We start from the raw sequence: 17,552 nt of genomic DNA on the forward strand, positions 1-17,552 counted from the left end.
CGCGAGAGAGTCATGGCCGCAGGCGACGGCGAAGCGGGCCTTTGAAGAGATGAGCGAAGAGAGCAAGATCGGCGTCGCCAAGATCGTCGCAGCTAGGCGTGGTTGAGGCGAGCCTCTAGCACAAGGTCAGCCACATTACCCCGCCATAGGTGATCAGGGTCGCCACCAGGGCGGCCGCCTGCAGCATTCCGCCGATCTTGTGCAGCAGCCGGACCTCATCGGTTTGCGGCTCTGTGAGTGCCCTGGTCGCAAACCAGTGTAGACCGCCGATCAGTGCCAGAACAATGACGAGCATCACCGCCAGCAAAAGTCGCAGCGCCGAGGTCGGGCCGACATCGATCTGGTGCCAGCCGAGATGGCATCCTGTCGCCTGCACCCCATAGAGAAGCAGGAAGGCGCCTGACCAGATCACGAAGCCTGTGAGCAGCAGGACGAACGGGGATGCTTTCATCTCATCGCCCTCCGATCCCGGTCAGGCTCTGCAACACGAAGGGGAAGGCGAGCCCGATCAGACCGGCAACGGCGGTATAGTCGTGCCACAGCCGCCCGATCCGCAGATCGAGCATGCGTGACGGCCCGATATACCCGCTGTTCCAGCGCCACAGACCGTAGATCGCCAGCACCGCGCCGATCGCCGCATGCAGCCCGACGTAAACGGCCACGGCGAAGGCGGCCGCAGAGGCAGCATGCCCGGTTGGCGCCGGGATCGACATCAGCAGTACCGCGACCGCGCCGACGCTGATCATATGTGCGACAAGCGTCACCGCGAGGCTCGTGACCGTCCGACCGGCCTGACCATTGGCGAACCGTCCGGCGATGGCGGCTGTGACGAGCGTGCCAGCACCGATCAGCGACGGTAGAACGAAGGTGAAGTCGAGATCCGGCGGCGGCCAGTTGGGGGCGGATAGCCAGAGGAAGAAGGCGCCGAAGACCAGTGACGTGTAGAGCGTCGCATTGGCGGCGAGCGCAAAGACCACGGCCCACCACGAGGGCGGTTGCGCCACTTCCTGGTGATGCAGAGCCCGCTCGCCGCGCCCGACTTCCAGCGGGCCGACATCCTGCTTCAGCCCCGTCGCCGGCGTCCAGAGGAAGAAGAGGATGACGACCGCCATGAAGGCGACGGGTGTGAACCAGTAGATCTTGGCGAGCAGACTGGCGAAGAAGGCGGCCGTCGCGATCGCCGTCCAGAGCGGCAGATAGGTCGGGCGGGGCAGGACGACCACATGGTCGAGGCGACCGCTCACCATGTCGACGGTGAGCGTTTCCATCCAGCCATTGCGCATGAAGCCGAGATAGCCCCGTCCGGCGGCGAGCTCCGGACCGAGGTTGCGCGGCGCGAGCGCATCGGCGCGGGTGTCGATGTGTGGCAACGAGCCGAAATTATAGGACGGCGGCGGCGTGGGCGTCGCCCATTCCAGCGTGCCGGCTTCCCAAGGATCACGACGGAATGGTCGGCCATGGCGAATGAGCATGATCAGGTCGAGGGCCACCAGCGCAAAACCGATCGTCATCACGAAGCTGCCGACCGAGGAGATGAAGTTCAAGACCTCCCAGCCGGCGGCCTGCGGGTATTCGAAGACCCGGCGCGGCATGCCGCGCAGGCCCGTCAGGTGCATGATGAAGAAGGTGACGTTGAAGCCGATGAAGATCAGCCAGAAGGCGGGCTTCGACAGGTGCTGCACGGGCTGGCGCCCGGTGATGTGCGGCAGCCAGTAATAGGCGGCCGCCATCATCGGAAAGACGAAGCCGCCGACCAGCACGTAATGCAGATGCGCCACGACGAAGTGTGTGTCATGCGCCTGCCAGTCGAAGGGAACCATGGCCAGCATGACCCCGGTCAGGCCTCCCGCCACGAAGACGAAGAAGAAGCCGAAGACATGCAGCATCGGGATGGAATAGCGGGGCCTGCCATGCGCCATGGTGGCAAGCCAGGCGAAGATCTGGATGCCGGTGGGGATGGCAACCAGCGCACTGGCCGCCGAGAAGAAAGAGAGCGCTACATGCGGAATGCCCACCGTATACATGTGGTGCACCCAGAGCCCGAAGGAGAGAAAGGCCATGGCGACGATGGCGGCCACGATCAGACCATAACCTTCCAGTCGTGTGCGACACAGAACCGGAATGATGGTCGATAGCGCGCCGGCCGCGGGCAGGAAGATGATGTAGACCTCCGGATGGCCGAACAGCCAGAACAGGTGCTGCCAGAGCAGCGGATCACCACCGCGGGTCGGGTCGAAGAAGGGCAGGTCGAAGGCCCGCTCCACCTCCAGCAGAATGGAGCCGAGAATCAGCGGCGGGAAGCCGATGATCATCATCGCCGCGACCACCAACATGTACCAGGCGAAGATCGGCATCCGGGTGAGCGACATGCCCGGTGACCGAAGCTTGAGGATCGTCACCATGATCTCGATCGCCGCCGACAGCGCCGAGATCTCGACGAAGGTGATGCCGAGCAGCCAGACATCGGCATTGATGCCGGCGGAATAGGGCCGCGAGGAGAGCGGCGTATACATGAACCAGCCGCCATCCGGGGCAATGCCGAAGAGGAGGGCTGCGACCAGGAAGGTGCCGCCAAACAGGTAGCACCAGTAGCCATAGGCAGACATGCGCGGAAAGGCGAGATCGCGGGCGCCGAGCATCTTCGGCAGGAGATAGATCGCAAGCCCTTCGAAGAAGGGGATGGCGAACAGGAACATCATGATGACGCCATGCATCGTGAAGACCTGGGCATATTGGGCGGCATCGAGGAAGGCGCTGTTGGTCGAGGCGAGCTGTGCCCGGATCAGCATGGCAAGCACGCCGCCGATCGCGAAGAACACGAGTGCCGTCACCATGAAGCGCTTGCCGACAACGGTGTGGTTCACCGCCGACAGCCTCTCGAGGCCATGGCCCGAGCCCCAGACGGCGTCGAGCTCATGGTGCAGCCGGATCGCCGTTTCCGGTGTCTGATAGCCCGTCTCGGGTCTGGCATCGTTCATGGTGCGGACACTCCTGCGGACAGTGCTGTGAGACGTTGGCGATAGGTTTCGGGCGGATGGGCTTCGACGGTGAAGCGCATGCCGGCATGGCCGTTGCCGCAATATTCGGCGCAGATGCCGCCATAGCGGCCCGGCACATCGGCCCGGATGCGCACGACCGTCTCATGCCCAGGCACGGCGTCGATCTTGCCGGCGAGCCTCGGTATCCAGAAACTGTGCACGACATCGGCGCTGGTGACCCGCACCTCCACCACGCCGCCGGCCGGAATATGCAAGGTCCCGGCGGTACTGACACCATCCCCGAGATCCGGATAACGGAAGCCCCAATGCCACATGGCGCCATGCGCCTCGACACGGGCGACCACCGGCTCGTTCTGCCAGGCGCCGATCAGATATTCCCCCTGCGCCATGCCATAGGTCATCAGCGCGATCAGCACGGGAACAGGCAGGAAAAGCCCGCCGGCGATCATCCAGCCCTTGGGTGAAAGGCTGCGTCCGAAGCCGGGCCTGAAGAAAACGAGGCCGAGAAGCACGAGCACCAGCGAAAGGATCAATCCGGCCCCGAAAAACATGATCCACCAGAGGTCGGCGATCGCGCCTGCATAAGGCCCTGCGGGATCAAGCGCTGAGAGATCGCCGGAACAGGAAGTGAGAAACAGCGCGCCCAGAGAGAGCGGCGCAAGGCGATGGAACATTCCGCCGATCACAGGCCTTTTCCCCGCAAACGGAGAACCCCCATGGCCGAAACATCTCAGACCGACGCTGCCAATCCCGTCATTGAACAGCTGGAAGAAAAGGACAAGACCTCCGCCGTCGCGGTTGCCGGTCACCCCTTGCATGCCATGAGCGTGCATTTCCCGATTGCCTTGGTCTTCGGCACGCTCGCCGTCGATGTCTTCTACTGGTTCACGGCGGACCCCTTCTGGCTGCGCGTCGGCCTCTGGTCCTCCGGCACGGCGTTTGGGGCCGGTGTCGCCGCGGGCCTGGTCGGAACGGCCGAGCTCTTGCTCGTGCCCGGCATTCGCGCGCGTGCCGCAAGCTGGGCCCATGCGATTGCGGCCATTACCCTGATCTCGGTTGCCGGCGCCAACTGGGGCTTGCGGCTCATCGATCCCAATGTCGTTCTGCCGCATGGCATGCTGCTCTCGGTTCTGGCGGCCGTCCTGACCGGTGTTGCCGGCTGGCACGGTGGTAAGCTGATCTTCGATCACGGAATCGGCCTCATGGTGTCGCCCAAGGATTGAGTGGTTCGAGAAGGCGCTTCAGCCCGCCCGGCTCGGACATGACCGGAGGCAGGGTGAACTGGGGCGCCTCCTTGGCGAGCACGAGAATGAGGATCGCCAGCACCACGACGCCGCAACTCACTGTCGCCACGACAAAGCGCCAGGCCGGATAGACTTCCCCCTTTCTGAAAAGCCGGATGACCACCAGTCCGGAAAAGACGTGGAAGATGGCCAGCAGCCCGACAAAGGCGAGTTTCCATGAAAACCAGGGTGCAAACACCTCTCTCATGAAACTGAGCGCAATCCCGCTTGCGACCGCCAAGAAGGCCGCCGGCGAGATCAGCACGACAAAGGCAAAGCGTGTCATCCGCTGCATGCGGTAGAGCGCATCGTCGTTTTCGACATGTGCCCGCTGGACGTAGAGGCTCGGCAGGCTGATAAGCCCGGCGGTCCAGATGGCAATGGCTGCGATATGGACGAATTTCAGGAGGGCGATCATCAGCGTGGCGCCTCGCTGTCGAAGCTTCGTCCCGCAAACAGACTGCGCAGCTTGAGAAGAGCGGCGAAGAGATAGGGCAGGGCCGCCGGCACCCACATCAGAAGCCCTGAAAGCTGCTGGTCGGCGGGCGGGGAGAGGCCGAAGGGATGCGTTGTGTCCATATGCGCGGCAAACAGCGGCTCGCGCGAAAATGTCAGCAAAGCCCCCAGCATGCCCATCTGGATCGTCGTGCCGAGCAGAAGTGCCACCGAAGGCCCGACCGTGCGCCGTGGCGAAAGAATGTCGTACCACAGCCAGACCGCCGACCCGATCAGCGTCAGTTCCATCAGCCAGTAGGCGGCAGGCGATGAGAGGGCGAAGAGATAGGGCTCCGGGGCGTGCCAGGTCCACATCAGAATCGTGTGCACGAGAAAGGAGAGCTGCGCCGGCAGGGGCTGACGTTCACGCGCCTTGGGCGGGATTGCAAGAATGATGAACGGCGCCAGAAACGTGACGAGCAGGATGTGGTGCAGGACCCGGGCCGAAAACAGCGCAGACGCCAGCGCACAGAGCGGTGAGACGAAGGCGATTAGCATCACCACAAGGGCAGCACCGGCCGCCATCCGCTGCCGCGGATTGCTGGCCGTGGTCATCAGAAGCACGAAAACCGCACCGATCGCCGCAAGCAGGGGCGGATCGAAATTCCAGTCACGCCAGAGCATCTCCGGTGTCGGCGCCGGGCCGCAATAGATATCGAGGTTCATGATGTCAGTCCCGAATTGCCGTCAAAGTCGGTCATTGCCCCGCGCACGCGCACCCTCCGTTCGGCCGCTGCCCTGCGAGGGCAACACGCGTGACGCCACATTGTTCCATGCAAATTGTTCCATCGGCTCGGGAGATCGGAGAAGCCGGATGGAACGACCTCAGCCGCCCCGTTCGATCCGGACCGGAACGGACTTGTAGGCCGGGGTTTTTGACGCGCGGTCGTGATGCGCAAGCGGCACCAGCGGATTGAGCTCCGGGTAATAGCCACCGACGCAGCCGTCCGGCAGGTCGAAGGGCAGAACCTCAAGCCCGCCGACGCGACGGTCGACCCCATCCTCGGCATCGCTGACCAGCGTCACGCGTTCCCCGACGGTGAGCCCATGCCGCTCGATCTCGGCGGGGCTGATCAGCAGCACGTCGCGCTTGCCCTCGATGCCTCGCAGGCGGTCGCTATAGCCATAGACCGTCGTGTTAAACTGGTCGTTGCTGCGCAGGGTCACCAGGCTCATTCGGCCCGGTGCCGGCTGAAACCCGGTGGCCGAGAGCATGTCGGGCGTGACGAACTCGGCTTTGCCGCTCTCCGTCTTCCACTGCCGCTCGCGGGCGGAATTGCCGCGATAGAAGCCGCCGGGCGTAAAGATCCGGGCATTGAAATCGCGGAATTCCTCCGGATAGGTCTTCTCGATCAGATCGCGGACGGACGCCGTGTCGCGCGCCCAGTGGCTCCACAGCATTTTCGGGTTCTGCGCGAGGGTCGCCTCAGCGAGCCGGCTGACGATCTCGATCTCGGATTTCAGGTGTTCGCTCGCCGGTGTGCGTTTGCCGACAGACCCGTGAACGCAGCTCAGGCTGTCCTCCATCGACACGACTTGCGGATGGCCGGTCAATGGATCCATTTCGCTCCGCCCGAGACAGGGCAGGAGATAGGCGATCTCGCCGTTGAACAGGTGACCGCGATTGAGCTTGGTGGCGATCTGGACCGTGAGCCGCTGCCGCGGCCAGGCCTCCTCCATCGCCTTCTGTTCGGGGATCGCGCGCAGAAAATTGCCGCCGAGCGCGACAAAGGCCGAGACCTCGCCCTTGAGAATGGCCTCGCAGGCCTCGACCGTGTTCATGCCCTTCTCGCGCGGCGGCGAGAAATCAAACATTTCCGCGAGCCGATCGAGCGGCACGAGTTCCGGCTTTTCCGCAATGCCGACGGTGCGCTGACCCTGAACATTGGAATGACCGCGCACGGGTGAAATCCCGGCTCCCTGTCGGCCGATATTGCCCTTCATCAGCAGCAAATTCACATAGGTCGAGACATTCTCGAAGCCATGCACATGCTGGGTGAGCCCCATGCCATAGATGCCGATGGTGTTTTCGGCTTCCACATAGACCGTCCCCGCCGCCTCGATCGCCGCACGCGTGAGCCCGGAGACGTCCTCGATCTCGGCCCAGTCGAGCGCCCTCAGCCGCGCCTCGAAGTCTTCGAAGCCGACGGTATGCTCGGCGATGAAGGCGCGGTCGATGACCTGACGGTTGTCGGCTTGCGCCGCATCGTCGGCGGCCAGAACATGTTTGCAGAGCCCAAGGAGCACGGCGATGTCACCGCCCGGTTTCACCTGGTGATACTGGCAGGAGAGCGCCGTTTCGCTGCCCGTCACCATCGCCGTCGGCTCCTGTGGATTGATCATGCTTTCCAGCCCCCGCTCGCGAACGGGGTTGAAGGTCACGATCCGACAGCCGCGCCTGACCGCCGCCTGCAGCACATGCAGGAAACGCGGGCTGTTCGAGCCGGTATTCTGGCCAAAGAAGAAGAGCGCATCGCAATGTTTGAAATCGTCGAGCACGACAGTGCCGACCGGCGAGCCGATCACCTGTTTCAGCGTCACCGACGTCGTCTCGTGGCACATGTTGGAACTGTCGGGCAGGTTGTTGTGCCCATAGGCCCGGGCAAACAGCGCCCAGCAATAGGAGGTCTCAAGGCTGGCGCGGCCGGAGGTGTAGAAGATGGTCTTCTTCGGATCCATGGCCTTCAACTCGCGCCCGATCTCGGCGAATGCCTCGTCCCAGGAGCAGGGCACGTAATGGTCGCTCGCCCGGTCATAACGCATCGGATGGGTCAGCCGTCCCAGCTGCTCCAGATCGTAATCGCTGAAGGTCTTGAGCTCGGTCAGGCTGTGCCGGGCAAAGACTTCTGGAGTGGCTGTTCGGCTGGTCAGCTCCCAGAGCGTTGCCTTGGCACCGTTCTCGCAGAACTCGACGGGATGGTGATCGGCGGGCTTCGTCCAGGCGCAGGAGACACAGGCGAAACCACCCGGCTTGTTCTGTTCCAGAAGTGTCGCGATCGCCCCGGCGCTGATGCCTTCGTCGCCGGCGATCCGGGCAATGCCCCGAAGCGAACCCCAGCCGCCTGCCGGCCCGTCATACGTCACCGTCGCATCATCCTTCGCCATTATCCGCTCCCTTCCAAAGTGTTTCGAAGGGAGAACGACTGGAGGCGCGATTGGTTGCGCGGGGCGGGGAACAACAGCTTGCGCGTCGGCACATACCGGGTGAGGCGTCCGCTCTTGGAATACGGTGTGCGCCGGGCATTCTCATCCCCGGCGGTCAGCAAGCCGGAGCGTAGCCACGACCCTAAAGACTGGACCTCAAGCCACCATTGCGATAGCCGGATAGGGCGACCCAGTGTCTGGAGTATGAGATGGCGCCTTCCCCCTTTTTTTCGCCTTCCCGGAACTGCTGGCGCGTCGAGAAAGCCGACGACTTTTCGATCCTGATCGATGCCAATGACTATTTCGCCTCGATCCGTGCCTCGATGATGGCGGCAAAGCGGGTGATCTACTTTGTCGGCTGGGACTTCGATGCCACGATCACCCTTGGTCATCCCAAGGTCGATGATGGAGCCCCCCGCCGGGTTGGCGACTTCCTGCTCTGGCTGGCCCGTCGAACGCCGGGCCTCGAAATCAAGATCCTGCTGTGGAGCCCGGCTCCACTGGCCAGCTGGGCGAGGCCTTCGAACCTGCCCTATCTCTTGCGCTGGAAATGGAACAGGCAGATTACCGTCCGCCTCGACGGCAAGCATCCCCTGGGGAGTTCGCACCATCAGAAGATGCTGGTGATCGATGACGCCGTTGCCTATTGCGGCGGCATCGACGTGACGCTCGATCGCTGGGACACGCGCGAGCATCTCGACGAAAACCCCGACAGGCGCCGCCCCAATGGCAAGCCCTACGGCCCCTGGCACGACATATCGAGCCGTTTCACCGGTCCTGCCGCGCAGGCGCTCGGCGAACTCTGCCGTCATCGCTGGACGCGTGCCGGCGGCAAGGACGTGGCCCCGGTGACGTCAGAGCCGGCTCAGGCCGAGGTTGCGCCGAACTTCTCCTTCGGCAGCGTCAACCTCGCGATCGCCCGCACGAGCCCGGCCTATCAGAACGAGAGCGCCGTCACCGAGATCGAGCAGCTCTATCTCGACATGATCAACGCGGCCCGACACACCATCTATGCCGAAAGCCAGTATTTCGCCTCGCGCGCCATCGCCCAGGCCATCGCGCGACGGCTTGCCGAACCGGACGGCCCGGAATTCGTGCTGATCAATCCTGTCATCTCGGACAACTGGCTCGGCACGATCGCCATGGACACGGCCCGCGCCCGGCTTGCCGAATCCATGCGCCGACACGACGACTTTGGACGCTTCAAGATCTATCACCCGGTCACCGCCAAGGGCCAGCCGATCTACGTCCACGCCAAGCTGATGATCGTCGACGACCGGTATCTCCGCGTCGGCTCGTCCAACATCAACAACCGCTCGATGCGCTTCGACCAGGAATGCGATGTGGCGCTTGAGGCGGGCGGTTCGGAAGACCTCTCGGCGAAGATCACAAGCTTCCGCAACGACCTGCTGGCCGAGCATCTGGGGGTGACGCCCGAGACGATCGACCGGGCCATCGCTCAATGCGGCTCGCTGATTGCGGCCATCGATATGCTGAGGGCAGAAAACGAGGCCGCAGGGGGCGAAACGCTGAAGCCCTACGAGACGCCGGCGATATCAGACCTCGAAGAATGGCTCGCCGACCACGAGATCCTCGACCCGGAGGGTTCGGATGCAGTGTTCGAGCCGATCGAGAAGCGGGGGCTGTTTAGAGGGATGTTGAAGCGGCCGAGGCGGCGGAAGGCGGGCGGGTAGAGGGTGGCCTCACATTGTCCGCCGCATTATCATCCCGTCGAATAGCCCGTCTGACGCCAGCGAAAAACTCCATTCCTGGCATCCCTTCTCGAAGCTCACATCGTAGACGTCCCAGCCGTCATCCGTCACACCCTTGAACGTGATGTCTTTCAAGGCTCCAAGCCGCTGCAACTCGCCCCGGATGATCTCGGCCTGTTCGCGCGCGATCGCGGCAAGCGGTGGCGTCATCTTGGTATAATCGGGTTCCCCCTTCTGATGCTGGTACACGAGCTCTTGTAAAAGAAGCCGGCTGTTCTCAACGGGACGCTTCTCCCTGATCCTCTCGGCCAGTGTCGCCTCTAACGTTGCGGCGGCGCCAGTCTCCACCCGCTCGGCGGTCTCTTCGTGTCCGTTCTGATGCAGAGTGAGGGCCGTGACCATCCCCTCCGCATTCCGGCTGAAACTGATCTGCGCCGGCACCGCCTTGTAGAAGAACCGATCGACCTCTTCGGCAAAGAGCTCGAGCTCGACCTGCCCGGTGACACGGGCAAAGAGCCTCTGATCCTCGTGGCGAATGGTGAAGACGACCTTGTCGAGCCGATAATGCCCCGCGTAGTCGGCATAGAGCCTGCTGTCGATCGCACGCTCCGTGCGAGGCCGCATCTGGTCATAACGCCGCCAGGCGATGGTTTCGGAGGTTGTTTCGGTCATCGAATGATTCCTTGCGAGTGCGAGCAGGTCGTCCGTGGAGAGGATCTCCCCGGTTGCCATCTTCGTTTGCATGTTATCGATGAGGGTGAGGCTGTGCTGGATGCGCACGATCTGTTCTCTAAGCGCACTCGCCTGGACGGACAGGACACGCTCAAGATCAGTCGCCTGCCCGGCCAGCAGCCGACTGATCTGCTCCAGCGTCAGCCCGAGCCGCTTCAGCGTCAGGATTTCAGTAAGCCGCGCCAGATCCTGCGCCCCGTAGAGCCGCCAGTTCTTCTCCGTCCGCCGCGGAGCCAGAAGCCCCGCCGCCTCATAGATCCTGAGCGCCCGCACGGTCAGCCCAGTGCGCTTGGCGCACTGGGCTGGAGTTAGCCAAGAGTCCTTTGTTCTGTCGTCAGCCATGTCACCTCCACCGTCGATTGAGACGGTTGTAGGCTATGACCTTGGGTCCGGTTCAAGGGGAAATGGTGGAAAGACCACACAAAGTGCTCGATTTTTGCCGCGTCTCGCTGAGCTAGAGAAATGGCTCTCTCCTGAGACTTGACCTTCTATGGCGCGTCGAAGTGCCTGAAAAATAGATCTGTTCAGATCTGTCGGATAGGCGCAACGTGTGTGTCTGCGCCAAAATAGTTTGCACCTCATGAGGATCTCGAAATGGCAAAACTGGACGAAGAAATTCGTAAAGAGAGAGAGGTAGTTGTGGCGAAGCAATACAGTGGCATCTACCCCGTTTATGAAGCGTTCTACATTCAGTCGATTATCTATGCGGCTGAGCGATCAGAAGGGGCGTTCGAGCGCTTTGATGATGCCGTGGCTAGTTCAAAGGTACCAGCATTGACGTTCGCAACTGTTCAAGAGGCATTGACCCACGCTGGGGCGCTCTCACGTTTTTTTTGGCCAGTGAAGAAGGACAACCAACTCACTGCTGCACGCGGCGAGAGGCTCAGAGATGCGTTTGGCCTTGAAGATACCTCGCCACTAAAGTGGCGAAAGCTGCGGAACGCCTTCGAGCACTTCGATGAGGATCTAGACCGATTTCTTCTTGAAGATAGGGTTGGGTATTTCTTCCCGAGTCCGCGAGTAGACGATCACTCGATGGCTGACGACACGATTGGCAATATCTTCAAACTAGTGGACCCGACCCACGGGATATGTGTGCTCCTTGGTGCGAAGTTCGAATTCATACCTATAAGGGCAGAGGTGAAGCGCATTCTATCGCGCGCGCTACAGATGGACGATCAAGGGGGGCGGCTCTGACAAATGTGATCCAGTTTCCTAAATCCGCGCACCGATCTCCCAACTGTGCGCCGCAGATTCCCCTGCACCCCCACCTCTAAAACCTAACCGTATCCCCCTCCATCGCCCGGTCAAGCAACACCCCATACTCCGCCTTCGGGATATCCACCGCCCCGAACGTCTTCAGATGCTCCGTGGTGAACTGCGTGTCCAGAAGCGTGAAGCCGCGCTCTTGCAGCCGCTCCACCAGATGCACGAGGCAGATCTTCGAGGCATTCGTGCGCCTTGAGAACATGCTCTCGCCGAAATAGGCGGAGCCAAGCGTGACGCCGTAGAGGCCGCCGACGAGTTCGTCGCCCTCCCAGGCTTCGACGCTATGGGCGTGGCCGAGGCGGTGCAGCGCGCTGTAGAGGTCGCGGATGGTCTGATTGATCCAGGTGCTCGGCCGGTCCTCTGCTGCTTCGGCGCATTTGGCCACCACCTGGTCGAAGGCGGTGTCGAAGCGGATGTCGAAGGGGGCTTTGCGGATCGCCTTCTGCAGGCTTTTCGAGACGTGGAAGTCGTCGAGCGGGATAATCCCGCGGATGTCTGGCTCGACCCAGAAGAGTTCGGGGTCATCGGCCGATTCCGACATCGGGAACATGCCGATGGAATAGGCGCGCAGCAGGAGCTCCGGCGTGATGCTTCGGTCCCTGCTGCGTCGCCCAGCCATTTTTTACTTGGCCGAAGTTTCGGCCAGATATTTCTCCAGCCAGTGGATGTCGTAGTCGCCGTTGGCGATGTCCTGATTGGCCACGAGATCCTGGAACAGCGGCAGCGTGGTCTTGATGCCGTCGACGACGAATTCGTCGAGCACGCGGCGCAGACGCATCATGCATTCGACGCGGGTGCGTCCATGCACGATCAGCTTGCCGATCAGGCTGTCATAGTAAGGCGGGATCTTGTAGCCGGCATAGACGCCCGAATCGACGCGAACGCCGAGACCACCTGGTGCATGGAAATGCGTGATCGTGCCGGGCGAGGGCACGAAGGTGCGCGGATCCTCGGCATTGATGCGGCATTCGATGGCATGGCCCGAAAACACCACCTGGTCCTGCGTGACGGAGAGACCGGCGCCGGAAGCGACGCGGATCTGCTCATGCACGAGGTCGATACCGGTGATGGCTTCGGTGATCGGATGCTCCACCTGCAGGCGGGTGTTCATTTCGATGAAATAGAACTCGCCGTTTTCGTAGAGGAATTCGATCGTGCCGGCGCCCCGGTACTTCATCTTCTTCATGGCTTCGGCGCAGATCGAACCGATCTTCATCCGCTGCTCGACATTGAGGGCCGGGGAGTTCGCTTCTTCCCAGACCTTCTGGTGGCGGCGCTGCAGCGAGCAGTCGCGTTCACCGAGATGGATGGCGTTGCCGGCACCGTCACCGACGACCTGCACCTCGATATGGCGCGGCTTGCCGAGATACTTTTCCATGTAGACGGCGTCGTTGCCGAAGGCGGCGAGCGCTTCGGATCGGGCCGTTGACACGGCCTCTTCCAGCTCTTCTTCGGTCTTTGCCACCTTCATGCCGCGGCCACCGCCACCGGCAGTCGCCTTGATCAGCACGGGGAAGCCGATTTCGCGGGCGATTTCCAGCGCATTCTCAGGCTTCACTTCGCCGTCCGAGCCGGGAACGACGGGGATGCCGAGTTCGACCGCGGTCTTCTTTGCCGTGATCTTGTCGCCCATCAGGCGGATATGCTCCGCCGTCGGTCCGATGAAGGTGATGCCATGGGCGTCGAGGATATCGGCGAACTTGGCGTTCTCAGACAGGAAGCCGTAGCCCGGATGGACTGCGTCAGCGCCAGTGATCTCGCAGGCAGCCACGATCTGGTGGATGTTCAGATAACTGTCGCGCGACGGCGGCGGGCCGATGCACACGCTTTCGTCGGCAAGCCGCACATGCATGGCGTCAGCGTCGGCGGTGGAGTGAACCGCCACCGTCTGGATGCCGAGCTCCTTGCAGGCGCGCAGAACGCGCAACGCAATTTCGCCGCGGTTGGCGATGAGGATCTTCGAGATGGCTGTCATCGGCTTACTCGATGATCACGAGAGGCTCGCCGTATTCGACCGGGCTTGCATCATCGATAACGATCTCGACGACCTTGCCGGACTTGGGCGAGGGGATCTGGTTCATGGTCTTCATGGCTTCGATGATGAGAAGCGTCTGGCCTTCCTTGACCATCTGGCCGACTTCAACGAAGGCGCGCGCGCCCGGGGCCGGCGACAGGTAAACGGTTCCGACCATCGGTGCGGTGACAGCGTTGGAAAGGTCACGGGCGGCAGGGGCAGCGGGTGCAGCGACAGCGGCAGGAGCAGCAGCCGGTGCGGCCGGTGCCTGGTAGGCATAGCCCTGCATCTGCTGCGGCATCATGACAGGGGTGCCATTGCGCGAAACGCGGATGCGCAGGTCGTCCTGCTCCACTTCGATCTCGGTGAGATCGGTGTCGTTGAGGATGTTCGCGAGATCGCGGATCAGCTTCTGATCGATGCCCGATTTCTTTTCAGCCATGGGTGGATGTCCTGTAATTCTTGTTATTGCGTGATGGTTTTCAGCGCCTGAAGCGCCAGGATGTAGCTATGAGGTCCGAAGCCGCAGATCACGCCCTTGCACGCGGGCGCTATCACCGATTTATGGCGGAATTCCTCGCGCGCATGCACGTTGGAAATATGCACCTCGATCACCGGAAGCGGGGATACGGCCTTGATCGCGTCATGCAGGGCAATCGACGTGTGCGTATAGGCTCCGGCATTGATTGCGACGCCGACCGACTTCTCGCCTGCCTCGTGCAACCAGCTCACGAGGTCACCCTCATGATTGGACTGGCGGAAGTCGATGGTCAGCCCGAGTTCGGCGCCGGCGGCCTTGCAGTCTGCCTCGATATCGGCGAGCGTCTTGCCGCCATAGATCCCCGGTTCCCGCTTTCCCAGCATGTTGAGATTGGGGCCGTTCAGCACGAAAATGGTTTTGCTCATCTACGCTTCCGTCGACTTTCAACCGCCTCCTATAGACCGAGAGCCCCTGTAGGGAAAGCCCTTTGCCGTGATCGCGCCAAACCGTCCCCGGAAAACCGGGTATTGGGCAGGCGCGGGGAGGGGAAAAGAGTGGTTTTGCCTTCAGCAGGTCGCCCCTTAGCAGGTGGCCTTGCCGCAGGCGCGGACATTGCCGACCTTGGCAACGATCGCTTCCTTGCCAACGGCGCCGGGAACGGTTTCGTTGCCGATCACATAGGATGGCGTGCCGGTGATGCCGAGGCTGGTCGCCAGCTTATAGGCTTCCTGCACTTGTGCGGAATTCGGGCTTTCGGCCATCTTGGCGCGGATGGCATCCTCCGCAATGCCGAGTTCGCTGGCAATGGCAATCGCGCTCTCTTCCGAGGCCCGGCCGTCCTGGGTCATCATGGCGCGGAAGAAGGCACCGTAATTGTCGGGCGACAGCTTGCGCACGGCATCCGAGACCTTGTGCGCGGCTTCCGAGTCCGGTCCAAGGATCGGGAATTCCTTCAGGACGTAGCGGACATTCTTGTCCTCGGCGATGACGGCTTCCATGTCGGCATGGGCGCGGCGGCAATAGCCGCAATTGTAGTCGAAGAACTCGACCACGGTGACATCGCCTTGAGGATTGCCGATGGCCAGATCATAGGCGGAGTTGAAGATCGCATCCTGATTGGTCGACAGCGCCTCGGCCGAGCGCTGCGAGCGGATCTCTTCCTGCTTCTTCTGCAGGGCATCCTGCACTTCGAGCATGATCTCGGGGTTCGCGATCAGGTATTCGCGGATGAATTCGCCGAATTCCTTCTTCTGTGCCTCGTCGAGAGCCACGGCCGGAAGCGGCATCAGGGCGGGAAGGAGTGCCACGCTTGCGCTGGCGATCATCTTGAAGTTCAGGGCCATGTTGTTCCTCGTCCTTGCCGTCTTCATTCGTCAGGCGCGCCGATATCGGCTCGTCGTCACCGGCTGATATCGAGCCTAAAGGCTCATGCTTTCAAGCGGAATGGCTTTTTTGCACTGCCTTGTCCAGCCTCTCCATTGTGATGCCACGCGCTTTGCGGCAAATGTCGGGCGTCAGACCGAGGAGCGATCCGTTGATTTCCATTTCCAAGCGCAGTGCCGTCGAACCCTTCCACGCAATGGACATCCTGGCTGAGGCCACCCGCAGACGCCAGGAGGGGCGCCCGGTTATCTCCATGGCCGTTGGTCAGCCCGGCCATCCTGCACCGCAGGCGGCGCTTAATGCCGCCCGCCAAGCGCTGGAAACCGGCCGTATCGGCTATACCGATGCGCTTGGGCTGACCGGCCTTCGCCAGGCGCTCGCCGAGGAATACCAGCGTCGCCACAATGTCTCCGTCGACTGGAACCGGATCGTCGTCACCACGGGGTCCTCCGCCGGCTTCAATCTAGCCTTCCTCTCGCTCTTCGATGTCGGCGATGCCGTGGCAATCGCCAGGCCCGGCTATGCCGCCTATCGCAGCATCCTGGCAGCGCTTGGCCTGAAAGTGGTCGAGGTCGCCGTTGGTCCGGATACCGGCTTCACGCTGACGCCGGAAAGTCTGGAACTTGCGCAGGCCGAAGCGGGCGTTCGCCTCAAGGGCGTGCTGCTCGCAAGCCCGGCCAACCCGACCGGCACGGTCACGACCAAGGCGCAGTTGAAGGCCGTCTATGACTACTGCCAGGGTGAGGGGATCACCCTGATCTCCGACGAGATCTATCACGGCCTGACCTATGGCGCAGAAGAGGCGACCGCGCTGGAGATCGGCGACGATGCCGTCATCATCAATTCCTTTTCCAAATACTATTGCATGACCGGCTGGCGCATCGGCTGGATGGTGCTGCCAGAGGAACTGGTGCGTCCCGTCGAATGTGTCGCCCAGAGCCTCTACATCTCCGCCCCGGAACTCTCGCAGATCGCAGCGCTTGCCGCCCTGAGCGCGACCGACGAGCTGGAGCACTACAAGGCCGCCTGTCAGGCCAACCGCGACTTCCTGATGGCCCGACTGCCGGCGCTTGGCCTGCCGCTGCTGTCGCCGATGGACGGCGCCTTCTACGCCTATGTCGATGCAAGCAGCTTTACGAATGACAGCATGGGCTTTGCGAAGCGCATTCTCGCCGAGACCGATGTGGCCGTCACACCCGGCCGTGATTTCGATCCGATCGATGGCCATTTGGCACTGCGACTGTCCTATGCCGGCACCATGGCCGACATGGTCGAGGCGACCGATCGGCTGGAGACGTGGCTGCCGAAAGGCGCTTAGGCATTGAGCGAAATGGATTCACAATCAAGGGCTTCGGGAATTTTGCTGACTCGGTTTGAAAGCAAGCTGAATCAGTTTCTGAAGTCGCCGGATCAAAGGCATGGGGAGGTGGGGTCATAACATCGCAACGGATCAGCCAGCTGGTCAGCGCGCCCGACATTCTCACCGACCGGACGCGGTTGCGCGCCCACCGGCTCGAGGATTTCGAGGCGATGCTCGCCATGTGGCAGGACGACGCCATAGTCCGCCACATCACCGGTCGCCCCTCGACGTCAAACGAAACCTGGTCCCGGCTCCTGCGCTATATCGGCCACTGGCATGCCCTAGGCTTCGGCTATTGGGTAATCGAGGACCGTGAGACGGGGCTTTACCTCGGAGAAGCCGGCTTCGCCGATTTTCACCGCGACATGGATCCACCGCTCGGCTCCGCGCCGGAAGCCGGCTGGGCGATCGTCTCGGCAAGCCACGGGCGCGGTCTCGCAACCGAAGCCATGCAGGCCGCCCATGCGTGGATCGATGCCCATGGTACCCATGGCCAGACCGTCTGTATCCTGGCGCCAGAACACGCTGCATCGATCCGCGTGGCAGAGAAATGCGGCTATGCCCACGCCTATGACACCACCTTCGCCGGTGGTCTGACATCAGTGATGAAACGCGCACGTCCCAGCGCCTGACCGGCGAGATCCTGGAGACAAAAAAAGGGCCCCGTGAAGGGCCCTTCT

General features: G+C 62.2%; 17 protein-coding genes. 5 read left to right on the top strand and 12 right to left on the bottom strand.

Annotation, left to right across the window (positions count from 1 at the left end):
* Positions 1–115: 115 nt before the first annotated feature.
* The 3 genes from IP85_RS16070 to coxB are packed head-to-tail and all read right to left on the bottom strand — an operon-like array spanning position 116 to position 3,673.
* Positions 116–451 (bottom strand): hypothetical protein, encoded by a 336-nt coding sequence (locus IP85_RS16070; RefSeq protein WP_054150677.1) that lies wholly within the window; start codon positions 449–451, stop codon positions 116–118.
* Position 452: 1 nt separating this feature from the next.
* The gene (gene ctaD / locus IP85_RS16075; RefSeq protein WP_054150678.1) at positions 453–2,978 is read right to left on the bottom strand and encodes a cytochrome c oxidase subunit I; all 2,526 of its coding nucleotides are present in this window, start codon (positions 2,976–2,978) and stop codon (positions 453–455) included.
* A complete protein-coding gene (coxB, locus tag IP85_RS16080) occupies positions 2,975–3,673 on the bottom strand; it encodes a cytochrome c oxidase subunit II (RefSeq protein ID WP_054150721.1) in 699 nt (232 codons plus the stop codon). Before coxB ends, ctaD begins: the two co-directional genes overlap by 4 nt.
* 42 nt (positions 3,674–3,715) lie before the next feature.
* Here coxB and IP85_RS16085 point away from each other — a divergent pair, with 42 nt between their 5' ends.
* On the top strand, positions 3,716–4,222 hold the full coding sequence (locus IP85_RS16085) for a DUF2231 domain-containing protein (protein ID WP_054150679.1): 507 nt from the start codon (positions 3,716–3,718) through the stop codon (positions 4,220–4,222).
* On the opposite strand, the gene IP85_RS16090 is transcribed toward IP85_RS16085, so the two are convergent.
* From IP85_RS16090 to IP85_RS16100, 3 genes are all read right to left on the bottom strand, one after another.
* Positions 4,200–4,700, bottom strand: coding sequence for a CopD family protein (locus IP85_RS16090; RefSeq protein WP_054150680.1), 501 nt, complete (start codon positions 4,698–4,700; stop codon positions 4,200–4,202). The two genes, IP85_RS16085 and IP85_RS16090, sit on opposite strands and share 23 nt — an antisense overlap.
* Positions 4,700–5,443 (bottom strand): cytochrome c oxidase assembly protein, encoded by a 744-nt coding sequence (locus IP85_RS16095; protein WP_054150681.1) that lies wholly within the window; start codon positions 5,441–5,443, stop codon positions 4,700–4,702. The genes IP85_RS16090 and IP85_RS16095 overlap by 1 nt, the downstream gene beginning before the upstream one ends.
* Positions 5,444–5,602: 159 nt before the next feature.
* A complete protein-coding gene (locus IP85_RS16100; protein WP_054150682.1) occupies positions 5,603–7,882 on the bottom strand; it encodes an FdhF/YdeP family oxidoreductase in 2,280 nt (759 codons plus the stop codon).
* A 248-nt stretch (positions 7,883–8,130) separates the two neighbouring features.
* Here IP85_RS16100 and IP85_RS16105 point away from each other — a divergent pair, with 248 nt between their 5' ends.
* Complete coding sequence (locus IP85_RS16105) at positions 8,131–9,615, top strand: phospholipase D-like domain-containing protein (protein ID WP_054150683.1); 1,485 nt, start codon at positions 8,131–8,133, stop codon at positions 9,613–9,615.
* 9 nt (positions 9,616–9,624) lie between these two features.
* On the opposite strand, the gene IP85_RS16110 is transcribed toward IP85_RS16105, so the two are convergent.
* Positions 9,625–10,707, bottom strand: coding sequence for a MerR family transcriptional regulator (locus IP85_RS16110; protein ID WP_054150684.1), 1,083 nt, complete (start codon positions 10,705–10,707; stop codon positions 9,625–9,627).
* Between the two features lie 252 nt (positions 10,708–10,959).
* On the opposite strand from IP85_RS16110, the gene IP85_RS16115 reads away from it, so the two are divergent.
* Positions 10,960–11,562, top strand: coding sequence for a hypothetical protein (locus tag IP85_RS16115; protein WP_054150685.1), 603 nt, complete (start codon positions 10,960–10,962; stop codon positions 11,560–11,562).
* A 76-nt stretch (positions 11,563–11,638) separates the two neighbouring features.
* On the opposite strand, the gene aat is transcribed toward IP85_RS16115, so the two are convergent.
* From aat to IP85_RS16140, 5 genes are all read right to left on the bottom strand, one after another.
* The gene (gene aat / locus IP85_RS16120) at positions 11,639–12,253 is read right to left on the bottom strand and encodes a leucyl/phenylalanyl-tRNA--protein transferase (RefSeq protein ID WP_054150686.1); all 615 of its coding nucleotides are present in this window, start codon (positions 12,251–12,253) and stop codon (positions 11,639–11,641) included.
* Positions 12,254–12,256: 3 nt separating this feature from the next.
* Entirely contained in the window at positions 12,257–13,609 is a 1,353-nt protein-coding gene (gene accC / locus IP85_RS16125) for an acetyl-CoA carboxylase biotin carboxylase subunit (RefSeq protein ID WP_054150687.1), read from the bottom strand.
* Between the two features lie 4 nt (positions 13,610–13,613).
* A complete protein-coding gene (accB, locus tag IP85_RS16130; RefSeq protein ID WP_054150688.1) occupies positions 13,614–14,090 on the bottom strand; it encodes an acetyl-CoA carboxylase biotin carboxyl carrier protein in 477 nt (158 codons plus the stop codon).
* A 23-nt stretch (positions 14,091–14,113) separates the two neighbouring features.
* Positions 14,114–14,554, bottom strand: coding sequence for a type II 3-dehydroquinate dehydratase (gene aroQ / locus IP85_RS16135; RefSeq protein WP_054150689.1), 441 nt, complete (start codon positions 14,552–14,554; stop codon positions 14,114–14,116).
* 156 nt (positions 14,555–14,710) lie between these two features.
* Positions 14,711–15,472, bottom strand: a complete 762-nt coding sequence (locus IP85_RS16140; RefSeq protein ID WP_054150690.1) for a DsbA family protein — start codon at positions 15,470–15,472, stop codon at positions 14,711–14,713.
* 191 nt (positions 15,473–15,663) lie between these two features.
* On the opposite strand from IP85_RS16140, the gene IP85_RS16145 reads away from it, so the two are divergent.
* Both IP85_RS16145 and IP85_RS16150 read left to right on the top strand, forming a co-directional pair.
* Positions 15,664–16,830, top strand: a complete 1,167-nt coding sequence (locus IP85_RS16145; RefSeq protein WP_054150691.1) for an aminotransferase class I/II-fold pyridoxal phosphate-dependent enzyme — start codon at positions 15,664–15,666, stop codon at positions 16,828–16,830.
* A gap of 179 nt (positions 16,831–17,009) precedes the next feature.
* Positions 17,010–17,504 (top strand): GNAT family N-acetyltransferase, encoded by a 495-nt coding sequence (locus IP85_RS16150; protein ID WP_245280885.1) that lies wholly within the window; start codon positions 17,010–17,012, stop codon positions 17,502–17,504.
* Positions 17,505–17,552 lie beyond the last annotated feature (48 nt).

It is taken from the genome of Rhizobium sp. AAP116, from assembly GCF_001295785.1.
Classification (GTDB): Bacteria; Pseudomonadota; Alphaproteobacteria; order Rhizobiales; family Rhizobiaceae; genus Allorhizobium.

Excerpts from the sequence above, each read along its gene's own strand:
- IP85_RS16070 (WP_054150677.1), bottom strand. The coding sequence starts at position 451 with ATGAAAGCATCCCCGTTCGTCCTGCTGCTCACAGGCTTCGTGATCTGG.
- accC (WP_054150687.1), bottom strand. The coding sequence starts at position 13,609 with ATGACAGCCATCTCGAAGATCCTCATCGCCAACCGCGGCGAAATTGCG.
- IP85_RS16090 (WP_054150680.1), bottom strand. The coding sequence starts at position 4,700 with ATGATCGCCCTCCTGAAATTCGTCCATATCGCAGCCATTGCCATCTGG.
- accB (WP_054150688.1), bottom strand. The coding sequence starts at position 14,090 with ATGGCTGAAAAGAAATCGGGCATCGATCAGAAGCTGATCCGCGATCTC.
- IP85_RS16100 (WP_054150682.1), bottom strand. The coding sequence starts at position 7,882 with ATGGCGAAGGATGATGCGACGGTGACGTATGACGGGCCGGCAGGCGGC.
- IP85_RS16110 (WP_054150684.1), bottom strand. The coding sequence starts at position 10,707 with ATGGCTGACGACAGAACAAAGGACTCTTGGCTAACTCCAGCCCAGTGC.
- coxB (WP_054150721.1), bottom strand. The coding sequence starts at position 3,673 with ATGTTCCATCGCCTTGCGCCGCTCTCTCTGGGCGCGCTGTTTCTCACT.
- aroQ (WP_054150689.1), bottom strand. The coding sequence starts at position 14,554 with ATGAGCAAAACCATTTTCGTGCTGAACGGCCCCAATCTCAACATGCTG.
- ctaD (WP_054150678.1), bottom strand. The coding sequence starts at position 2,978 with ATGAACGATGCCAGACCCGAGACGGGCTATCAGACACCGGAAACGGCG.
- IP85_RS16115 (WP_054150685.1), top strand. The coding sequence starts at position 10,960 with ATGGCAAAACTGGACGAAGAAATTCGTAAAGAGAGAGAGGTAGTTGTG.
- IP85_RS16140 (WP_054150690.1), bottom strand. The coding sequence starts at position 15,472 with ATGGCCCTGAACTTCAAGATGATCGCCAGCGCAAGCGTGGCACTCCTT.
- aat (WP_054150686.1), bottom strand. The coding sequence starts at position 12,253 with ATGGCTGGGCGACGCAGCAGGGACCGAAGCATCACGCCGGAGCTCCTG.
- IP85_RS16105 (WP_054150683.1), top strand. The coding sequence starts at position 8,131 with ATGGCGCCTTCCCCCTTTTTTTCGCCTTCCCGGAACTGCTGGCGCGTC.
- IP85_RS16085 (WP_054150679.1), top strand. The coding sequence starts at position 3,716 with ATGGCCGAAACATCTCAGACCGACGCTGCCAATCCCGTCATTGAACAG.
- IP85_RS16095 (WP_054150681.1), bottom strand. The coding sequence starts at position 5,443 with ATGAACCTCGATATCTATTGCGGCCCGGCGCCGACACCGGAGATGCTC.